This window comes from Saccharothrix saharensis (genome assembly GCF_006716745.1).
Classification (GTDB): domain Bacteria; phylum Actinomycetota; class Actinomycetes; order Mycobacteriales; family Pseudonocardiaceae; genus Actinosynnema; species Actinosynnema saharense.
This window is the reverse complement of the sequence record NZ_VFPP01000001.1, coordinates 8,246,690-8,263,263: the sequence shown is the minus strand read 5'-3', so window position 1 is coordinate 8,263,263 and position 16,574 is coordinate 8,246,690. Positions and strand designations below refer to the sequence as shown.

Sequence of the window (16,574 nt, the reverse complement as noted above, 5' to 3'; positions counted from 1 at the left end):
AGGGCTCATGGCCGACCACTCGGCCCTGGTCAGGTTGCTCCGGCAGCTCACGGTCGAAACCGACCGCTTCGCCGAGATCTTCGGCGAGAAGCAGAGGATGCACCGCACGGACCTCAACGCGCTCGCCGTGATCATGGACGCGCGCTGGAGCGGTGAGCCGATGTCACCCACCCGGCTGGCGGAGGCGCTGCACCTGAGCGCCTCGGCGACCACGTCCGTGCTCGACCGGCTGGAGGCGTCCGGGCACGTCGAACGGGCACGCCACCCGCACGACCGGCGCAAGGTGGAGCTGCGCGCGTCGGACAAGGCACTGGAGCTGGGTCGGGGCTTCTTCGGACCGCTCGACCAGGCCTACACCGCGGCGTGGGCGCGGTTCGACGCCGCCGACCGGGAGGTGATCGCCCGGTTCCTGGCCGCGAGCATCGAGGCGACCGCGGCCGTGCGGGCGGACGTGGCGGCACGACCGACCTCGAAGTGATCTTCACCTCGTCCGGGGACGTGCCCGGAACGGACGAAATTCACCCGACGTAGAAAATTTCTGGCTACGCTCGAACCAGTGCGAATCCTCTTCTCGAGCCTCGGCTCACACGGACACACCTACCCCCTGGTGCCGCTCGCGGTCGCCGCCCGCGAACTGGGCCACGACGTCACCTACGTCACCGGTGAGGCGTTCGCGAACGCCCTGACCCGGCACGGGATCGAGCACGTGCCCGGAGGTCTCGACATGCGCGCGGCGGCCGCCGAAGCGGGCGCCGACGTGCGGCAGGCGCAGGACGTCGGACCGGAGCTCGTCTCGTTCGTCTTCGGCTCGGTGCTGCCCCGCCGCTTCGCGGCGGACGTCGCGCCGGTCATCGCCGACCGCAAGCCCGACCTGGTCGTGCACGAGTTCGCCAACCCCGGCGCGGGCCTGGCCGCGAAGATCGCCGGCGTGCCCGCCTTGTGCCACTCGTTCGGGCGAATGTGGCGGGCCGACGAGCTCGCCGACACCGCCCAGGGCCACCTGGAGGCGGTCGCCGCGGACCTCGGCGTCGACCTGCCCGACAACGACCTGATGACGTTGGGCAACCCGTACCTCGACATCTGCCCGCCGTCGGTGCAGGACCCGGCTTTCCTCGCCGAGCAGCGGCACCGGATCCCGCTGCGGCCGGTGCCGTTCGCCGAGCCGGGCGAGCTGCCGCGGTGGGTGCTCGACCACCGCGAGCCGTTGGTGTACCTGACGTTGGGCACGGCGTTCGGCGACCTCGGCGTGCTGCGCACGGCCGTCGAGGGCCTGGGTTCGGTGGACGCCAAGGTGCTCGTGGCCGCCGGACCGACGGTCGACGCCGACGCGCTCGGCGACGTGCCGGACAACGTCGTCGTCGTGCCGTGGGTGCCGCAGGCCGACCTGCTGCCGCACGTGGACCTCGTCGTGCACCACGGCGGCAGCGGCACGACGCTGGGCACGTTCGGCGCGGGCGTGCCGCAACTGGTCCTGCCGCAGGGTGCCGACCAGTTCAGCAACGCCGAGGTGGTGGCCGAGGCGGGGCTGGGCGCGCGACTGCTGGGCGCGGACGTGACCGCCGAGGCGATCGCGGACCGGGCGCGGCACCTGCTCGCCGACGACGCCGTGCGGGACGCGGCACGCGCGATCGCCGCCGAGGTCGCCGCCATGCCGTCACCGCACGACGTGGCCCGCACCTTGCCCGACCACGTCTGACCCACCCCCGGCCCGCCTGACCGCGGCGCCCGGGGTCGCGGTCAGGCGGGCACGGTGAAGAACTGGTGCGGCTGGAACACGCAGAGGTCGGCGTCGCGCTGCACGTTCCCGTCGGTGATCTCGACGAAGTAGCCGTAGGACTTGCCGGGTTCGAGCGCCACCGGCGGGATGACCTCGCCGCGGTTGAGGCCGGTCGTCGGCTCGCCCGAGCGCACCGCGTCCAGGTAGATGTTGTCCCACCACACCAGGCGCTGCGTGTCGAACTCGCGCAGCGTGCCGCCCTCGGCGAGCCGGAACACGTAGTAGGCGTCCGGGCCGCCCAGCCCGGCCAACGTCCGCCAGCCGATCCGCTCGACCGGCCCCGCGGGCTCGGCGGTGCGCGACGGGGTGAACGAGTCGAGCAGCCTGGCCCGGTGCTCCCGGTAGGCCGGCACGATCCGGTCGGTCGACTCCTGCCGCTGCACCCGTGACCGGCTGCCCACGGTGCCGTCCTTGGCGGTGACCTCGATCGTGTACTCGCCTTCGGGCAGGTACCCGGTCGGCAGGTTGACCATGTACCAGTGGAAGCCGAGGGCGGCGTCGTGGATGTGCCCGTTGAGGTTGCGCTGGGTGAAGGGCTCGTTGGCGAACTCGACCCGGTAGCCGCCCGGACCGGTGGCCACGATCGACTCGACCAGCTCGGGCGTCGGCGTGTCGGTCGGGTGGAAGGACACCAGGAACTTGTGCTGCTCGCGCGGCAGGTCGGAACCGTCGAAGTCCCAGTAGACGTTGCACGCCATGATGTCGTAGATCCGCACCGAGTCCATGCCGCCAGTCTCGGCGGGGCCGGTGGCGTCGCGCATCGGTGCGACCACCCACGACCACCCGTGCTTAACACGTAAGCCAGGCCGCTCATCGCAACTATCGCGCCGCTCGTCGTGGTGTGCTTGACCGGTTAATCTGGTCGCTGCCACCGTCGGCGACGCCATCACAGACGACCGGCGTTGGGAGACCTTCATGGCGAGACACGTGGGGAAGCCGGCCGTGGTGGCCGCGATCGTGGCCGCGGCGGTGCTGCCGTCGACCGCGACCGCGCACGGCAGGCCCTGGGTGGCCGGCTGGGCGGCGAGTCCCGTGGTGGGCAGCGACATCCCGTGGAGCGACTGCCCGGCGGGTGCGGGGCTGCGCGACCAGACCGTGCGCAACGTGGTGTTCCTCAGCGCGGGCGGCGAGTCGGTGCGCGTCCGGGTGACCAACGCGTTCGGCACGACGCCGCTGCGGGTCGGCCGGGCGACGGTCGCCGTGCAGGCCTCGGGTGACGCGGCCGTGCCGGGCACCGTGCGGGCGTTGACGTTCAAGGGCAGGCCGTCGGTGACCGTGCCACCCGGTCGGGAGCTGTTCAGCGACCCGGTCCGGTTGGACGTCGAAGCGCTGTCCACCCTGCTGGTGAGCGCGTACGTGCCGGAGGCCACCGGTCCGCTGACCAACCACCCGTTCACCGCGCAGGGCAACTACCTGGCCACCGGCGACCGGACCGGCGTGCTGTCGGGCGGGTTCCGGGACACGCCGTGCTGGATGGTCGTCAACGGCGTGGACGTCGCGCCCGCGCGGCGCGTCGCGGGCACGGTGGTCGCGTTCGGCGACTCGATCACCGACACGGCCGGCACCACCGGCAACGCCAACCGCCGCTGGCCGGACTTCCTGGCCCGGCGGCTGGACGCGGTGCCGGGCCGCACGCTGTCCGTGGTGAACGCGGGCCTGGGCGGCAACCGGCTCATCGCCGACCGGGACGAGCCGTACTGGGGCGTCGCGGGCGTGACGCGGGTGCGGCGGGACGTGCTGTCGCAGACCGGCGTCAAGGCGATGATCCTGCTGGAGGCGGTCAACGACATCGGCTACAGCGCGTCGGCCGCGGACCTGATCGCCGGGCACCGCCAGGTGATCGCGCAGGCGCGCGCCGAGGGCGTGAAGGTCTACGGCGGCACGATCCTGCCGTTCAAGGGGTCGTTCATCTGGACCGAGGAGCGCGAGGCGACCTGGCGGGCGCTCAACGACTGGATCCGCACATCCGGCGAGTTCGACGGCGTGGTGGACTTCGCCGCCGCGACCGCCGTGCCCGGCGACCCGGCCACGCTGGACCCCGCCTACGACAGCGGTGACCACCTGCACCCGAACGACGCGGGCACCGAGGCCATGGCGAACGCGATCGACCTGGCGATGCTGCTGGACCGCTGAAGGCGGCCGTCCGGGGCGGGTCCGCTGTCGGCGAACGCCCCGGACGGCACGGCCTCCGCGAGCGCACGACGGAGGGTGTGACCGGGTGATCAGGGGGTGCCGGTGCTGCGCATGGCGCGCGGCACCGGGTCGGCGGTCGTGTTCACCGACGACGGGCACCTGCTGACCAACGCGCACGTCGTGGCCGGCGGCCGGGACGGCACGGCGGTGTTCGCCGACGGGACCGAGTCGCCTGCACGGTCGTCGGCTCCGATCCCCTCGCCGACCTCGCCGTGCTCAGGGTGTCTGCGGACGCGCCGGGCGCGGCGGAGTGCGGCGGCTGTTCACCGAGGCCACCGGCCTACCCCTGCCGGTGACCGTCCTGCGCGACGGCGCGATGGTCGACGTGATCGCCACGCCGACCGAGCTCGCCGCGTAACGGCAGCGCGAACCGGCGGCAGACGTGCACCCGCGCGAACTCCCGCCGCAGCCGCGCCTCGTCGGCCAGGTCCGCGTGCAGGTACGCCTTCGCCACCCGCAGGCCGGGTCGCGCCACCACGGCGCGCGCCGGCTCGTCGGCCGACGTGCGGTGGTCGGCGATGACGTGCAGGTAGTGGTCGCTCTCCTGGAAACCCATGGCGCGGTACCAGCGCAGCGTCGGCGGGTCGTCCCGGGTCCACGCGTCCAACGTGGTCGCCCCGAGCTCCCGCGCCCGCGCTCGTGCCCGGGACAGCAGCGCGCCCCCGATCCCCCGGTGTTGGTGGTCGGGGTGCACCGCGATCGTCTCGATGGTGGCGTGCTCGCCGTCGACGGCCAGGTCGAGGATGCCGACGACCACCGCGCCGTCCACCGCCACCAGCTCCACCCCCGGCTCCCTGGGCTTCGCCGGCACCACGTCGTCGTAGAAGGCCGTACCGAGGAACGCCAACACCCGACACCGCAGCCACGACGGTTCGTCGTCGGCGGCGTACTCCCGCACCGCATACCCCATCGCGCCAGGGTGCCCGATCGGCGTCGTCGGGGTGTACCGATTTCCCCCTTCGCCCGGCGGCAACCGGAACGGGGGGAGCCGGGCCGGTGCCGGCGAACCGGGCCGCCCGACCCGACGGCCCGTGGCGCAGCACGGTGGCCGTGCCGAGCAGCCGCCTCGCGCCCGGTCGGCTTCTCCCCCGGACGTCGGGTGGAACCGAGGCCGTCGCGACACCACGGTCATCGCCGAGCGGACCGGTGGTGACCCGGCCGTGAAGCCGCAGGGGTGAGCGGCGGGTGGCTGTGCGAGGATCTCCGCATGGCCATCGAGGTGCGCGACGTTCCCGAGCAGAAGCACTTCGAGGCCGTGGTGGACGGCACGACGGCCGGCAAGGCGGTCTACATCCGCACGCCCGACCTGATCGTGTTCACGCACACCGAGGTCGAGCCGGCGTTCGAGGGCAGGGGCGTCGGCAGCGCGTTGGCCCGGGCCGCGCTCGACCAGGCCCGCGCGTGGGAGCTGCCCGTGCTGCCGCTGTGCCCGTTCGTCAAGGGCTTCATCGAACGGCACCGGGAGTACGTCGACGTCGTCTACCGCACGCCGAGGACCACCGCCGTCGACTGACCCCCAGCGGAACGCGCCCCTCAGCGGAAGGGCGCGGTGAAGCAGGCGATCCGGCCGCCGGCGCTGCCCGCCCGGCCCTGCTCCGTCTCGGTGGTCGGGTGCTCGTGCAGCACGATCGACGACGGCACGCGGTCGCCGAAGGTGAAGGGCACGGTCGTCTCGGCCACGCCGTTGCCGTGGGCGTCGGTCTTCAGCTCCAGCCAGATCTCGTTGCGCGGGTTGGCGTAGGCCGGGTCGACCGACGGCCGCTCGGGCGTCGCGGCGGGGTCGACCTCGTGCTGGTAGTGGGGACCGGCGTCGGTGCCCTTCCGGCCGCACGGGTCGGTGTGCGCGTGGGCGGCGTACCCGCGGTCGGGCTGCAGCAGGTCGGCCGACAGCCGCACGGTCGTCCCGTCGTCGCCCGCGATCACCTCCAGCTCCAGCTCCGCGCCGGGCGGTGCGGCTTCCTGGTCGTAGGTGAACGCCGTGACCGCCGCGTCGACGGGCGCGAGCACGCCGATCTCCCGGGCGGCCACCTCTTCTTCCGACGGTTTGGCGTCACCCGGTCCGGTGTCACCGCCGCACGCCACCGCGGCGCACAGCACGGCCACGACGATGACGACGCGCATGCCCGTCCCCTCCCACGTCCGCTGCGATCACCGCCCGACTACCCGTGCCCCCGGGCGGGAAACCGCGCCACCGGCACACCACCCGGCCGAGTGGTTCGAGCGCTGTCGCGAGGGACACCGGGAAACCCCACGGTGACACTCCGCCGCACGAAGCGGCGGCACACCGTGACCCGAGGGGGTTCGATGAGCACCCGCACCCTGATCGCCGCACTGGCCTGCACCGCGGCGGTCCAGGTCCCGGTCGCGCACGCGGCCGACGACCCCGGCGCGTTGATCGCGTGCGGCACGACCGAGGCGGACCGCACGACCTCGCGCACCGAAGCGCTGACCCGGTCGCAGTCCTGGTTGGACGCACGGGTGCCGTACAGCCAGCAGGCGTGCCACGAGAACGAGCACGGCAGCTACCGCACCGACTGCTCCGGCTACGTGTCGCTGGCGTGGGGCCTGACGCACTCGCGCACCACGACGACGCTGCGGGACGTCGCCACCGAGGTGCCGCGCGCCGACCTGCGCCCCGGCGACGCCCTCGTCGCGTCCCACCACGCGGCGCTGTTCGTGCGCTGGGCCGACGACGCGAAGTTGGAGCCGGTCGTGCGCGAGCAGACCGGCCCCGACGGCGAGCCACCGGTGGAGCGGACGTGGACGGCGCAGACGGCGGGCGCCTACACCCCGGTCCGCTACTACAAGGTGACCGAACAGTGACGCGTCAGGCCGCGCAACGCGTGCCGTTCAGCGTGAACGGGGCCGGCTTGCCGTTCGACCCCGTCCAGCTCCCGAGGAACCCGAAGGACGTGGAGCCGCCCGGCGGGATCATGCTGTTCCAGGACGCGTGCTTGACGGACACCGCCGCGCCGTCCTGGGTGTGCACCCCGTTCCAGAGCTGGCTGATCCGCTGACCGTCCGGGAACGTCCAGGCCAACGTCCACGCGGTGATCGGAGAGGTGCTCCGGTTGGTGATCCGCACCTCGGCCTGGAAGCCACCCTGCCACTGGCCGCCGACCCGGTACTCGACCGTGCACGGCAACGGCGGCATCGTCATGGACGTCGTCGTGGTCGTGGTCGTGGTGGTCGTGGTCGTGGTCGTGGTGGTGGTCGTGGTGATCCGGCTCGGGTCCACCACGCCCCAGTACGCGCCCTTGGCCTGCAAGCGCGTGTCGAACAGCAGCGGGTGGTCCTTGCGGGTCACCGGGAAGCTGTCCAGCCACGTGTTGTCGTCCGCGAGCCCCCACACCGTCACCGAGCTGATGTGCTGCGAGTACTCCTTGTAGAGCTCGAAGAAGTCCCGGTACCGGTACGCCTGCGTGAGCAGCACGTCGGCCGGCGGCGTCGGGTAGGACTGGCTGTTGTCGGTGTAGATCGAGACGTCCATCTCGGTGATCTGCTGGTCGATGCCCAGCGGCACGAACTTGGCCAGCATCGCCTCGGTCTCCGCCAACGACGGCCACTGCACGTTCACGTGCATCTGGTGGCCCACCGCGTCGATCGGCACGCCCTCCGCCCGCAGCCGCACGACCAGGTCGTACAGCTTGTCGCGCTTGGCCGGGACGTTGGTGTTGTAGTCGTTGATCACGAGCTCGGCGTCCGGAGCGACCTCGCGGGCCACCCGGAACGCCGTGCGCAGGTAGTCCAACCCGGTGATCTCGAACCACTTGCTGCGGCGCAGGCCGTCGGCCTGGTTCTCGTCGATGACCTCGTTCACCACGTCCCACACCGGGATGTCCGCGCCGAAGTGGCCCACGACACCGCGGATGTGCGCCTCCAACCGGGACAGCAGCAGCGCCTTGTTCTCCGGCGTGGCGGTCATGTCGTTGCCGGCGGCGTCCTTGAACACCCACGCCGGGGTCTGCTGGTGCCACACGAGCGTGTGCCCGCGCACGGCCGCGCCGTTGGCCTTCGCCCAGGCGACCAGCGCCTCCGCGTCGGCGAAGCGGAACGCGCCCTCGGTGGGCTCGGTGGCGTCCCACTTCAACGTGTTGCCCGGCGTGATCGAGTTGAAGTGCTTGGCGAGCAGTTGCCCGTGGTTGTTGAGCAGCTCCGCGTTCCCGACCGCCGCGCCCACGGCGAAGTGGTCGGCCAGCACGTCCTTCACCGACGGGATGTCGGTCTGGATCGGCGGCAGCGGGGTGTAGGAGAGGGAGAAGTCGTCGATGTGCAGGGACGCGGTGCTGCTCAGCTCCACGTAGGTGGAGAGGAAGTCGACGTCGGCGGCCGGCGTGTAGCTGCCGCGCAGGTTGACCCAGCCGTTCGCGGTCACCGCGGTGTCGCCCACGACCTGGTCGTAGCTCGGCGTGCCGGCGGTGCGGCGCTCGACGGACAGGCGGGCTTGCGTCGCCGCCTCGCCCGCGGCCAGGCGCACCCAGACCGACAGGTCGTAGCGGATGCCCTTCTGCACCTTGTCCAGCAGGTTCAGCGTCGGGCCCTGCCAGCTCTGCTCACGGCCGCTGACGGCGAGGCTGTGCGTGCCGCTGCGGGCCACCGCGGTGCTCGGTGCCACCACCTCGCTCGCGCGGGCCGTCCAGCCCTGCGCCGTGCCGTCGTCGAACGTGCTGGACACGACGACCACGGGTTCGTCGGCGGCGGCGCGGGGACTCGCGTGCGCCGCCAACGTGACCAGGCCGGCCACGACCGAGGTCGCGAGCACACCGGCGAGAACTCTCCTCATCGAGAATCCCTCTTCCGTCGGGGGTGTTCTGGGAGCGCTCCCAGAACATCTCGCCCGGACTATAGGCAGCCCGGCCGAACCCCGCCCAGCCCCCGTTCAGCCCAAACCGGCGGCCGGCGGTCGGCAGGACGTGCCCCGGTACAGGCGCAGCCCCGCCACACCTCGGGCCGGCCCGCGGTCGAGCAGGCCCCGCGGGGAACACCCGGTACGCCTCGCCGGGCCGGATGTCGGCGGACGTGCGCCCGCGCAGCCGGCCGTCCGCGTCATCCGACCACTCCCCGTCCGGTGCCCGCTCCCCGACCTGCCCGGCAGCGGTCCGGGCACCCCCCGCCGCCTGCCCGCCGCGGGTTTCGACCGGTCGCCCGGGGCAACCCGGAACTCGTGTTCATCGACGAGGACGTGCGGATCCCGCTGGACGGGCTCCCCCTGGACGCCCGGCTCTCGATGCCGACCCGCGGCAGCGGCGTGGTCGTGTTCGCGCACGGCGGCGGGTCGCCCGACCGGCACGTGGCACCGACGCTCCAGCGCGAGCACCTGGCCACCGTGCTGCTCGACCTGCGCCCGGACGGTGACGCGGACGTTCCGGTGCTCGCGGGCAGGCTGGCCGCCGTCGTGGACTGGTTGTCCGACCAGCCCACGACCGGCGGCCACCCGATCGGGCTGTTCGGTTCGGGCGTCGACGCGGCGGTCGCGCTCGTCGTCGCCGCGGAACGACCGGCCGCGGTGCACGCCGTGGTGGCGTGCGGCGGGCAGTCGGACCTGGCCGGGGACGCGCTGACCCGCGTGCTCGCGCCGACCCTGCTCCTCGTCGGTGAGGGGGACGACCGGGTCTCGCACCGGTTGCCGTCCGGGCACGTGGAGGTCGTGCCCGGGCTGTCCGAGGAGCCCGAAGCGCTCGATCAGGTGACCCGGTCGACCGCGCGGTGGTTCCACCGGCACGTCGGCACCGCACCCGCGCGACCGCGGACGTCCTGACCGGTCAGCTCGCCGCGATGAGGCTGCGGCGCCGCCTGCTCGACGCGGGTGCGCGGCCAGGTGAGCCGGCGGGCGGTGCCCCGCTCGCACGACGTGACGAGGTCGAGCAGCCCGTGGTCGCGCGGCAGGCCGACGGGACCGCGGCGGGTGGGCTGCAGGCCGGCCGCGTGCAGGCGCCCGGGCTCGTCCTCGCGGTGCTCGCCGGACCGCCGCACGTCGGGCTCCACCCGGTCGCGGTCAGCTCGTCGGTCGACCGCACGTACCGGTCGTCGTCGCGGTTCCGGTAGCCATGGCGGAACGGCACGGACACCACGACAGCACGCGGCCGGAGGTGCCGGAGATCCGCGCGGTGCGGGTCGCCCGGGTCGGTCCCGCACGTGTCGGCCACGCGCTCGGGCGCGCACGGCTCGACGGTCGCGGCCGGCTCGTCGAGGCCGGGGGTGAGCGCGGCCACGTCGTCGTGGTCCGCCCGGCCGATCGCGATCACCTCGCGGACCGGACCGGTTATCAGCGCCTGGTTGGTGCCGGGCACCGGGCCGGGTGCACGCTCCCGGCGCGGTCCGCCAACCCTCACACGATCGAGTGATGTGGCCGGCTGTCATGCAGACCGGGACGCGTGCTCTTACGGTCGTCGGGAGACCAACGCGCGGAGGTGCCCCATTGAGCCGGTACGAATACCTGGCCGTGTTGGCCGCGTGCCTGCTGATCACCGCACCGCTGGAGTGGTTCGGCCGCGTCTACCGCCGCGCACCCGACGTGGCCCGCGCGATCCTGCCCGTGTTGGCGGTGCTGGTGGTGTGGGACGTGGTCGCGATCGTCCGCGGGCACTGGAGCTTCCACCACGAGGGCACGACCGGCGTGGTGCTGGGCGGCGTGCTGCCGATCGAAGAGGTGCTGTTCTTCGTGGCGATCCCGCTGTGCGCGCTGCTGACCTACGAGACCGTCCGCCGGATGCTGCGCGATGGCTGAGTACCTGCTGGCCGCGGTGACGGCGGCGGTCCTGGTGGTGCTGCTGGAGGTCTTCGTCCTGCGCACCGGTCTGTTCCGCCGTCCCGCCTACTGGATCACGATGGCGATCGTGCTCGGCTTCCAGGTGCCGGTGGACGGGTGGCTGACCAAGCTGGACGCGCCGATCGTGCTGTACGCGGAGTGGGCGATCAGCGGTGTGCGCGTGCCGTGGGACATCCCCGTCGAGGACTTCCTGTACGGCTTCGCGATGGTGACCGCCGTGCTGTTGTTGTGGGAGCGGAGGAGGAATGCGGATGGCGCGGTTGACCGCCGCTGAGGTGCCGGGGTCGTTCGACGTCGCGGCGAAGGACTACGACCTGCTGGTCGGGCTGAACCCCGGTTACCACCGGGCGTTGCGGGCCTCCGCGCGGGCGCTCGGCCTGCCGCGGCGCGGCGCCGGGATGCGCGTGCTCGACCTGGGCTGCGGCACGGGCGCGTCGACCGCGGCGCTGCTCGCCGTCGCGCCGGAGGCCGAGGTCGTCGCGGTGGACGCGTCGGCCGGGATGCTCGCGCGGGCACGGGCCAAGCCGTGGCCGGACACCGTCGCGTTCGTGCACAGCCGCGTCGAGGACCTGGACGTGCGCGGGCCGTTCGACGCGGTGTTCGCCGCGTACCTGGTGCGCAACCTGCCCGATCCCGACGTCGCGCTGCGCGCGGTCCGCGGTGTGCTCAAACCCGGCGCGCCGCTGGTGCTGCACGAGTACTCGGTGCGCGACTCCCCGGTCAGCACGGCCGTCTGGACCGCGATGTGCGGGCTCGTGGTCGTGCCGGCCGGGTGGCTGCTCACCCGCGACCGCTCGCTCTACACCTACCTGTGGCGCAGCGTGCTGCGGTTCGACGGCGCGAGCGCGCTGCGGGACCGGCTGCGGCGCAACGGTTTCGTCGCCGTGCGCAGCCGTCCGGTGCCGGGCCTGCAACTCGGCGTCGTGCACACCTTCACCGGCCGGGCACCAGGACAGGAGCACTCGTGAAGCCTCGCGACCGCAAGGCGGTGCGCATCGCCGGACCCGCCGGACGAGCGCGGTTCGACGACGCCGTGCCGACCGTGGCCGTGATCGGCGCGGGCATCGCCGGGTTGGCCGCCGCGACGATCCTCGCCGAGCGCGGCGCGCGGGTCGTGGTGTGCGAGCGCGAGCACCACCTGGGCGGCCGGGTGGGCGGCTGGCCGACCAGGCTCGCCGACGGCAGCGAGGTCACCATGACCCGCGGTTTCCACGCGTTCTTCCGGCAGTACTACAACCTGCGCGCGTTGCTGGGCCGGGTCGACACCGGCGGCACGGCGCTGGTCGGGCTGCCCGACTACCCGCTGTGGCACGCCGGCGGGCACCGCGACGGGTTCGCCGGGCTGCCGACCGCGCTGCCGTGGAACGCGCTGGCGTTCCTGCGCCGCAGCCCGACGTTCCGCTGGGCCGACCTGCCGTCGGTGGACGCGCGGGCCGCGCTGCCGCTGCTGGACGTGTCCGCGCCCCGCGTGTACCAGGAGCTGGACCACCTCGACGCGGTGACGTACCTGGAGCGCATCCGCTTCCCCGAGCCCGCGCACGCGCTGGCTTTCGAGGTGTTCTCCCGCAGCTTCTTCGCCCACCCGAGCCGCATGTCCGCGGCCGAGCTGGCGCTGATGTTCCACATCTACTTCCTCGGCTCGGCGGAGGGGCTGCTGTTCGACGTGGCGGCCGACCCGTTCCCGCACGGACTGTGGGAACCCCTGGCGCGTCACCTCGCCGAGCTGGGGGCCGACGTGCGCCGGGGCGTCGAGGTGCGGTCGGTGCGGCCCGGTTCGACCAGGCGCTTCGCGGTCGACGTGGCCGGTGGCGTGCTCGACGCGGACGCCGTCGTGCTGGCCGCCGACGTGCCCGGCCTGCGCCGGCTCGTGGCCGCGTCACCCGGGCTGGGCGACGCGGCGTGGCGCGAGCGGATCGCCGAGCTGCGGACCGCGCCGCCGTTCCTGGTGTCGCGGTACTGGCTGGACCGGCCGGTCGAGCCGGACCGGCCGGGTTTCCTCGGCACCAGCGGGTACGGCCTGCTGGACAACGTCAGCGTGCTGAACCACTACGAGCACGAGGCACGGGCGTGGGCCGCGCGCACCGGCGGATCGGTGGTGGAGCTGCACGGGTACGCGCTGCCGTCCGACGAGCCCGACGCCCGCGCGCGGCTGTGGGAGCAGCTCACCGAGGTCTACCCGGAGACCAAGCGGGCCGGTGTCGTGGACGAGCGGCACGAGCTGCGGTCGGACTGCCCGCTGTTCCCCGCCGGGGGTTTCGCCCGCCGGCCGACCGTGCGCACGCCGGACGACTTCCTGGTGCTGGCGGGCGACCTGGTGCGGATCGACCTGCCGGTGGCGCTGATGGAACGCGCGGCCACCACGGGCTTCGCGGCGGCGAACCGGCTGCTGAGCCGGTGGGGCGTGGCCGGGACGGACCTGTGGACCGTGCCGACCACCGGCCGGGGACCGGTGCTGCGCGCCGTGGCCCGCCGGTGGGGCCGGACTCCGTAGGGCCGGTCGTCGGCGGTAGGCGTCGGGCGGCGCGACGAGGGAGCCGTCCGGACGCCGGGCGGGATCGCTAGACGCGGACCTGGTCGACGATCAGCCGCACGGCGTCGGGCAGGGTGGTCGGCCGGCGCACGGAGTCCGGCAGGTCGAACCCGTCCCAGCCCGGTCCGGCGGCCACCAGCACGGCGTCGGTGCGGCGGCGCACCTCGGCCAGCGGCACGGTGGCGGCGAGGTCGGCGTGGTGGGCCCAGACCACGGCCACGGCGGGCCGCAGCCGGTCCAGCGCGTCGCACAAGGCGGGCACGGGCACGCGTGCGCCCAGGTTGCGCCACCGGCAGTCCTCTTCGGACAGCGCGGCACCCAGGGCTTCCAGCGCCAGCGAGTGCTGTTCGTCCGGCGCGCACGCCAGCAACGCCGCCAGCGCGCCGTCGCCCTCCGGGTAGGGCACGGCGCGCAACGCGTGCAACAGCCCCGCGCTGGCCAGGTGCTCCACCTCGACGCCCGTGCCGCGTCGGGACACCCGGTCGCCCAGCTCGACCAGGAACGGCGCCAGCACCGACTGCCAGGCGGCCACCACGCCGTACCCGGTGATCAGCTCGACCGCGAGCCGGCGCACCCCCGGCTCGTCGAGCCGGTCGGCGGCGGTCAGGAAACCGCGCCGGGCGGTGCGGGCGGTGTCCGCGGTCAGGTCGACCTCGGTGCGCCGCGGGCGTGGGGGGCCGGGTTCCCGCGCCTGCCGGGCGGCGTCCGCCGGTGCGACGCCCTGCGCGGTCAGCGCGACCATGCGCCGGAGCTCGTCCACCTCGTCGTCCCGGTAGCGGCGGTGGCCGCCCGCGGTGCGGTCGGTCGGCCCCAGCCCGTACCGCTGGTCCCACGTGCGCAGCGTGGTGGGCGAGATGCCGAGCATCGCGGCGACCGCGCGGGGTGTCCAGCTCATCGGCTCCGGCTCACTTCCTGGCGCGTTCGGAGAGCATAGCCCGCAGCTCGCTCTCGCCGAGGCCGCCCCAGATGCCGAAGGTCTCGTGCACCTCCAGGGCGTGCTCGCGGCACTGCCGCATGACGGGGCACCGCTGGCAGATGGACTTCGCCATCGCCTCCCGCTTCTCGCGCGCCGCGCCGCGCTCGTTGGGCGTGTGGAAGAAGTAGGTGCTGTCCATGCCCCGGCACAGACCGGACAACTGCCAGTCCCAGGACTCGGTGACGGGACGGGGCAGGCGGGAGAGCTCGGGCATGGCGCACGTCCTCTGCGAGTCGACGACCTGACGACTCCACCCTAAAATCGACTCAGAACCGATGCAAGTTGACCTCGGTCAGCCGGGGAACGCGCCCTTCGACCGCAGCGCGTACCGGCGTTCGGCGTAGGCGAGGTCGTCGCGCCACAGCCGTGCGGCGGCCCAGCGCATCGCCGGCCGGATCGCCGGTGCCAGCCTCCTGACCAGCGCGAACCCGCGTCGGTCGGACTGCGCGATGGTGGCTTCCACGACCGCCGTCCGGCCGCGGTCCAGCGGTGTGGCGTGCGTCTCGACCACGCTGCCCTCGCCCTCGCCGGACACGATGCGCATCACGATCGTGCGCGGCTCGGGGCAGTCGAACTCGGCGGTGACCGGCACGCCGAACCGGCCCGCCACCCGGAACGTCACCTCCACCAGGAAGCGGTCCCGGTCCTCGGTGGGCGTCTCCAGCACCCGGAGGTTCGTGAACGAGTACGGGTGGAACCACGCGCCGTGCCACGGATCGAGCCGGTTCGCGATCACGTCCTCGGGCTCGCACCGGCCGACCAGCGTCGCGACCGCGTCGAGCGACCCCTCGCGCGGACGCGCGGGCAGCACCGGCTCGGGCAGCGGCTCCTCCCCACCCACGTCGTCCAGGCGCACCCACACCAGCACGCCGTCGTCGTGCGCGGGGAACGGGCTCCAGCCGCCGAACCGCTCACCGCCCAGCGCGAGCCCGTGCCAGCGGCAGACCAGCTCGCCACCCGCGACCGCGCCGTCGCACAGCGGCGCGCCCAGGTGCGGGCACGCGCCGGGACCGGCCCGGAGCACGTCACCCGGCCCGCGCCACAGCACCACCTCGCGCCCGGCGACCGTCCGGCCGAACGGCTTGCCGCGCACCACGTCCCGGCTCGCGCCGACCACGAACCAGTTGCCGGAGGGCCGGGCGGTGGCGCGTTTCAGCGCCGCCTCGATCAGCGCGGGTTTCGCGTCGCGCCACGTCGGCTCCTGCTCCGACCAGGGCGGGCTGGTGAACTTGCGCAGCGGCAGGCGGTCGGTCATGTCTCTCCTGTCGTGATCAGGCCGTGCGAGCGAGCACGGCCCTGGCGAACCCGGGCAGCGCGACGGCGAGCCGCCTGCCGTTGGACACCGCGACGCGCCGGGACAGCACGGCGCAGCCAGCTTCCTCGACCAGGTCGAGGATCCGGCCGTAGAGCCGGTAGGCGGCGTCGACGCACGGCCGCGACCGGGGTGCGAGCATCGCGATGCCCGGCTTGGCCTGCCCGTACACCCGGCGGGCCTGCTCGACCTGCTCGCGCAGCGCCGCCCGCACCCGGTCGTCGGCCCGGCCACCGGCGCGCGCCCACACCAGCCGGTCGCGGTCGACGCCGAAGGCCGCGAGCTCGTCGGCGGGCAGGTACACCCGGCCGCGGTCGAGGTCCTCGCCGACGTCGCGGAGGAAGTTGGTGAGCTGGAAGGCGATGCCGAGCGCGGCGGCGGCCGGTTCGGCTTCCCGGCCCGGCCCGACCGTGCCGAGCACCGGCAGCACCTGCAACCCGATCACGGCGGCCGACCCGTGGACGTACCGCAGCAGATCCGCCCGTGTCGCGTAGTCGGTGACGGTCAGGTCCATCCGCATCGACGCCATGAAGTCGTGGAAGTGGACGTGGGGGATCCCGTACCGGCGCGTGGTGTCCAGCAACGCCATGAGCACGGGGTCGGAACTCCGGCCGCGGTCGAACGCGGACGTGAGCGCCACGTCGATCGTCCCGAGCGCTTCCGCCTTCGCCTCCGGTCCACTGTGGAGGTCGTCCACGACGTCGTCGACCCAGCGGGCGAACCCGTACAGCGCGTGCACGGCCGGCCGCTGCTCCGCGCTGAGCATCCTCGTCGCGAGGAAGTACGTGCGGCCGTGCTCGGCGTTGAGCGCTCGGCACCGCCGGTACGCCTCGCGCAGCGACGGCCCGGTGATGCCCGCGGCATCCATTTCACGATCTGCGGACATGCGTTCGAGTCCTTCCGATGACGGCACCGCCCTCACGCTAAGTCGGCCGGCCGCGCCGTGCACAACCAGCGCGCTCGTTGTGCGGGGCGCCGGTGGCGCTGCTTAGCTCGTCCCACCGAGTTCTCCGACAC

At 73.6% G+C, this 16,574-nt stretch carries 19 protein-coding genes and 1 pseudogene; 12 read left to right on the top strand and 8 right to left on the bottom strand.

Translation table 11 applies throughout. From position 1 onward, the window contains the following. The first annotated feature begins 7 nt into the window (after positions 1-7). Complete coding sequence (locus FHX81_RS37495) at positions 8-478, top strand: MarR family winged helix-turn-helix transcriptional regulator (RefSeq protein ID WP_141983192.1); 471 nt, start codon at positions 8-10, stop codon at positions 476-478. A gap of 78 nt (positions 479-556) precedes the next feature. Continuing rightward, positions 557-1,696 carry a glycosyltransferase gene (locus tag FHX81_RS37490; RefSeq protein WP_141983191.1) on the top strand — a complete coding sequence of 380 codons (1,140 nt, stop codon included), beginning with the start codon at positions 557-559 and terminating at the stop codon, positions 1,694-1,696. Between the two features lie 41 nt (positions 1,697-1,737). Here the strand turns inward: FHX81_RS37490 and FHX81_RS37485 are convergent, their stop codons facing one another. Next, entirely contained in the window at positions 1,738-2,538 is an 801-nt protein-coding gene (locus FHX81_RS37485; protein ID WP_211363675.1) for a hypothetical protein, read from the bottom strand. Between the two features lie 154 nt (positions 2,539-2,692). On the opposite strand from FHX81_RS37485, the gene FHX81_RS37480 reads away from it, so the two are divergent. Both FHX81_RS37480 and FHX81_RS42440 read left to right on the top strand, forming a co-directional pair. Next, positions 2,693-3,910 carry an SGNH/GDSL hydrolase family protein gene (locus tag FHX81_RS37480; protein ID WP_141983190.1) on the top strand — a complete coding sequence of 406 codons (1,218 nt, stop codon included), beginning with the start codon at positions 2,693-2,695 and terminating at the stop codon, positions 3,908-3,910. A 105-nt stretch (positions 3,911-4,015) separates the two neighbouring features. Further along, positions 4,016-4,227: pseudogene (locus FHX81_RS42440) on the top strand (trypsin-like peptidase domain-containing protein); the annotation flags it as partial. Between the two features lie 23 nt (positions 4,228-4,250). Here the strand turns inward: FHX81_RS42440 and FHX81_RS37465 are convergent. Beyond that, the gene (locus FHX81_RS37465; protein ID WP_141983189.1) at positions 4,251-4,880 is read right to left on the bottom strand and encodes a GNAT family N-acetyltransferase; all 630 of its coding nucleotides are present in this window, start codon (positions 4,878-4,880) and stop codon (positions 4,251-4,253) included. A gap of 297 nt (positions 4,881-5,177) precedes the next feature. On the opposite strand from FHX81_RS37465, the gene FHX81_RS37460 reads away from it, so the two are divergent. Continuing rightward, positions 5,178-5,483 carry a GNAT family N-acetyltransferase gene (locus FHX81_RS37460; RefSeq protein ID WP_141983188.1) on the top strand — a complete coding sequence of 102 codons (306 nt, stop codon included), beginning with the start codon at positions 5,178-5,180 and terminating at the stop codon, positions 5,481-5,483. 20 nt (positions 5,484-5,503) lie between these two features. Here the strand turns inward: FHX81_RS37460 and FHX81_RS37455 are convergent, their stop codons facing one another. After that, positions 5,504-6,091, bottom strand: coding sequence for a superoxide dismutase (locus tag FHX81_RS37455; RefSeq protein WP_141983187.1), 588 nt, complete (start codon positions 6,089-6,091; stop codon positions 5,504-5,506). Between the two features lie 183 nt (positions 6,092-6,274). Between FHX81_RS37455 and FHX81_RS37450 the strand changes: the two genes are divergently transcribed. After that, positions 6,275-6,793, top strand: coding sequence for a hypothetical protein (locus FHX81_RS37450; RefSeq protein ID WP_141983186.1), 519 nt, complete (start codon positions 6,275-6,277; stop codon positions 6,791-6,793). Positions 6,794-6,797: 4 nt separating this feature from the next. On the opposite strand, the gene FHX81_RS37445 is transcribed toward FHX81_RS37450, so the two are convergent. After that, positions 6,798-8,753: an endo-1,4-beta-xylanase gene (locus tag FHX81_RS37445; protein WP_141983185.1), complete on the bottom strand. Its 1,956-nt coding sequence runs from the start codon at positions 8,751-8,753 to the stop codon at positions 6,798-6,800. Between the two features lie 381 nt (positions 8,754-9,134). Between FHX81_RS37445 and FHX81_RS37440 the strand changes: the two genes are divergently transcribed. The 6 genes from FHX81_RS37440 to FHX81_RS37415 all read left to right on the top strand — a co-directional run bounded on the left by FHX81_RS37440 (position 9,135) and on the right by FHX81_RS37415 (position 13,230). Further along, complete coding sequence (locus FHX81_RS37440) at positions 9,135-9,728, top strand: CocE/NonD family hydrolase (RefSeq protein WP_246108164.1); 594 nt, start codon at positions 9,135-9,137, stop codon at positions 9,726-9,728. Between the two features lie 17 nt (positions 9,729-9,745). Beyond that, positions 9,746-10,015, top strand: coding sequence for a hypothetical protein (locus tag FHX81_RS37435; protein ID WP_141983184.1), 270 nt, complete (start codon positions 9,746-9,748; stop codon positions 10,013-10,015). A 373-nt stretch (positions 10,016-10,388) separates the two neighbouring features. After that, positions 10,389-10,697 (top strand): lycopene cyclase domain-containing protein, encoded by a 309-nt coding sequence (locus FHX81_RS37430; RefSeq protein ID WP_211363674.1) that lies wholly within the window; start codon positions 10,389-10,391, stop codon positions 10,695-10,697. Beyond that, the gene (locus tag FHX81_RS37425; protein WP_141983183.1) at positions 10,690-11,013 is read left to right on the top strand and encodes a lycopene cyclase domain-containing protein; all 324 of its coding nucleotides are present in this window, start codon (positions 10,690-10,692) and stop codon (positions 11,011-11,013) included. The genes FHX81_RS37430 and FHX81_RS37425 overlap by 8 nt, the downstream gene beginning before the upstream one ends. Continuing rightward, complete coding sequence (locus FHX81_RS37420) at positions 10,991-11,707, top strand: class I SAM-dependent methyltransferase (protein WP_141983182.1); 717 nt, start codon at positions 10,991-10,993, stop codon at positions 11,705-11,707. Before FHX81_RS37425 ends, FHX81_RS37420 begins: the two co-directional genes overlap by 23 nt. Next, positions 11,704-13,230, top strand: coding sequence for an FAD-dependent oxidoreductase (locus FHX81_RS37415; RefSeq protein WP_141983181.1), 1,527 nt, complete (start codon positions 11,704-11,706; stop codon positions 13,228-13,230). Before FHX81_RS37420 ends, FHX81_RS37415 begins: the two co-directional genes overlap by 4 nt. 67 nt (positions 13,231-13,297) lie before the next feature. Here the strand turns inward: FHX81_RS37415 and FHX81_RS41510 are convergent, their stop codons facing one another. The 4 genes from FHX81_RS41510 to FHX81_RS37395 form a co-directional block, all read right to left on the bottom strand. Beyond that, positions 13,298-14,164: a MerR family transcriptional regulator gene (locus tag FHX81_RS41510; protein ID WP_141983180.1), complete on the bottom strand. Its 867-nt coding sequence runs from the start codon at positions 14,162-14,164 to the stop codon at positions 13,298-13,300. A 10-nt stretch (positions 14,165-14,174) separates the two neighbouring features. Beyond that, on the bottom strand, positions 14,175-14,459 hold the full coding sequence (locus tag FHX81_RS37405) for a WhiB family transcriptional regulator (protein ID WP_141983179.1): 285 nt from the start codon (positions 14,457-14,459) through the stop codon (positions 14,175-14,177). A 78-nt stretch (positions 14,460-14,537) separates the two neighbouring features. After that, entirely contained in the window at positions 14,538-15,500 is a 963-nt protein-coding gene (locus tag FHX81_RS37400; protein WP_141983178.1) for a DUF5914 domain-containing protein, read from the bottom strand. A 16-nt stretch (positions 15,501-15,516) separates the two neighbouring features. Next, entirely contained in the window at positions 15,517-16,443 is a 927-nt protein-coding gene (locus tag FHX81_RS37395) for a phytoene/squalene synthase family protein (protein ID WP_141983177.1), read from the bottom strand. Positions 16,444-16,574: the final 131 nt, after the last annotated feature.

Bases quoted from the DNA above. Each gene is read 5' to 3' on its own strand.
- FHX81_RS37495 (WP_141983192.1), top strand. From the start codon at position 8: ATGGCCGACCACTCGGCCCTGGTCAGGTTGCTCCGGCAGCTCACGGTC.
- FHX81_RS37485 (WP_211363675.1), bottom strand. From the start codon at position 2,538: ATGCGCGACGCCACCGGCCCCGCCGAGACTGGCGGCATGGACTCGGTG.
- FHX81_RS37480 (WP_141983190.1), top strand. From the start codon at position 2,693: ATGGCGAGACACGTGGGGAAGCCGGCCGTGGTGGCCGCGATCGTGGCC.
- FHX81_RS37465 (WP_141983189.1), bottom strand. From the start codon at position 4,880: ATGGGGTATGCGGTGCGGGAGTACGCCGCCGACGACGAACCGTCGTGG.
- FHX81_RS37460 (WP_141983188.1), top strand. From the start codon at position 5,178: ATGGCCATCGAGGTGCGCGACGTTCCCGAGCAGAAGCACTTCGAGGCC.
- FHX81_RS37455 (WP_141983187.1), bottom strand. From the start codon at position 6,091: ATGCGCGTCGTCATCGTCGTGGCCGTGCTGTGCGCCGCGGTGGCGTGC.
- FHX81_RS37450 (WP_141983186.1), top strand. From the start codon at position 6,275: ATGAGCACCCGCACCCTGATCGCCGCACTGGCCTGCACCGCGGCGGTC.
- FHX81_RS37445 (WP_141983185.1), bottom strand. From the start codon at position 8,753: ATGAGGAGAGTTCTCGCCGGTGTGCTCGCGACCTCGGTCGTGGCCGGC.
- FHX81_RS37435 (WP_141983184.1), top strand. From the start codon at position 9,746: ATGAGGCTGCGGCGCCGCCTGCTCGACGCGGGTGCGCGGCCAGGTGAG.
- FHX81_RS37425 (WP_141983183.1), top strand. From the start codon at position 10,690: ATGGCTGAGTACCTGCTGGCCGCGGTGACGGCGGCGGTCCTGGTGGTG.
- FHX81_RS37420 (WP_141983182.1), top strand. From the start codon at position 10,991: ATGGCGCGGTTGACCGCCGCTGAGGTGCCGGGGTCGTTCGACGTCGCG.
- FHX81_RS41510 (WP_141983180.1), bottom strand. From the start codon at position 14,164: ATGAGCTGGACACCCCGCGCGGTCGCCGCGATGCTCGGCATCTCGCCC.
- FHX81_RS37405 (WP_141983179.1), bottom strand. From the start codon at position 14,459: ATGCCCGAGCTCTCCCGCCTGCCCCGTCCCGTCACCGAGTCCTGGGAC.
- FHX81_RS37400 (WP_141983178.1), bottom strand. From the start codon at position 15,500: ATGACCGACCGCCTGCCGCTGCGCAAGTTCACCAGCCCGCCCTGGTCG.
- FHX81_RS37395 (WP_141983177.1), bottom strand. From the start codon at position 16,443: ATGTCCGCAGATCGTGAAATGGATGCCGCGGGCATCACCGGGCCGTCG.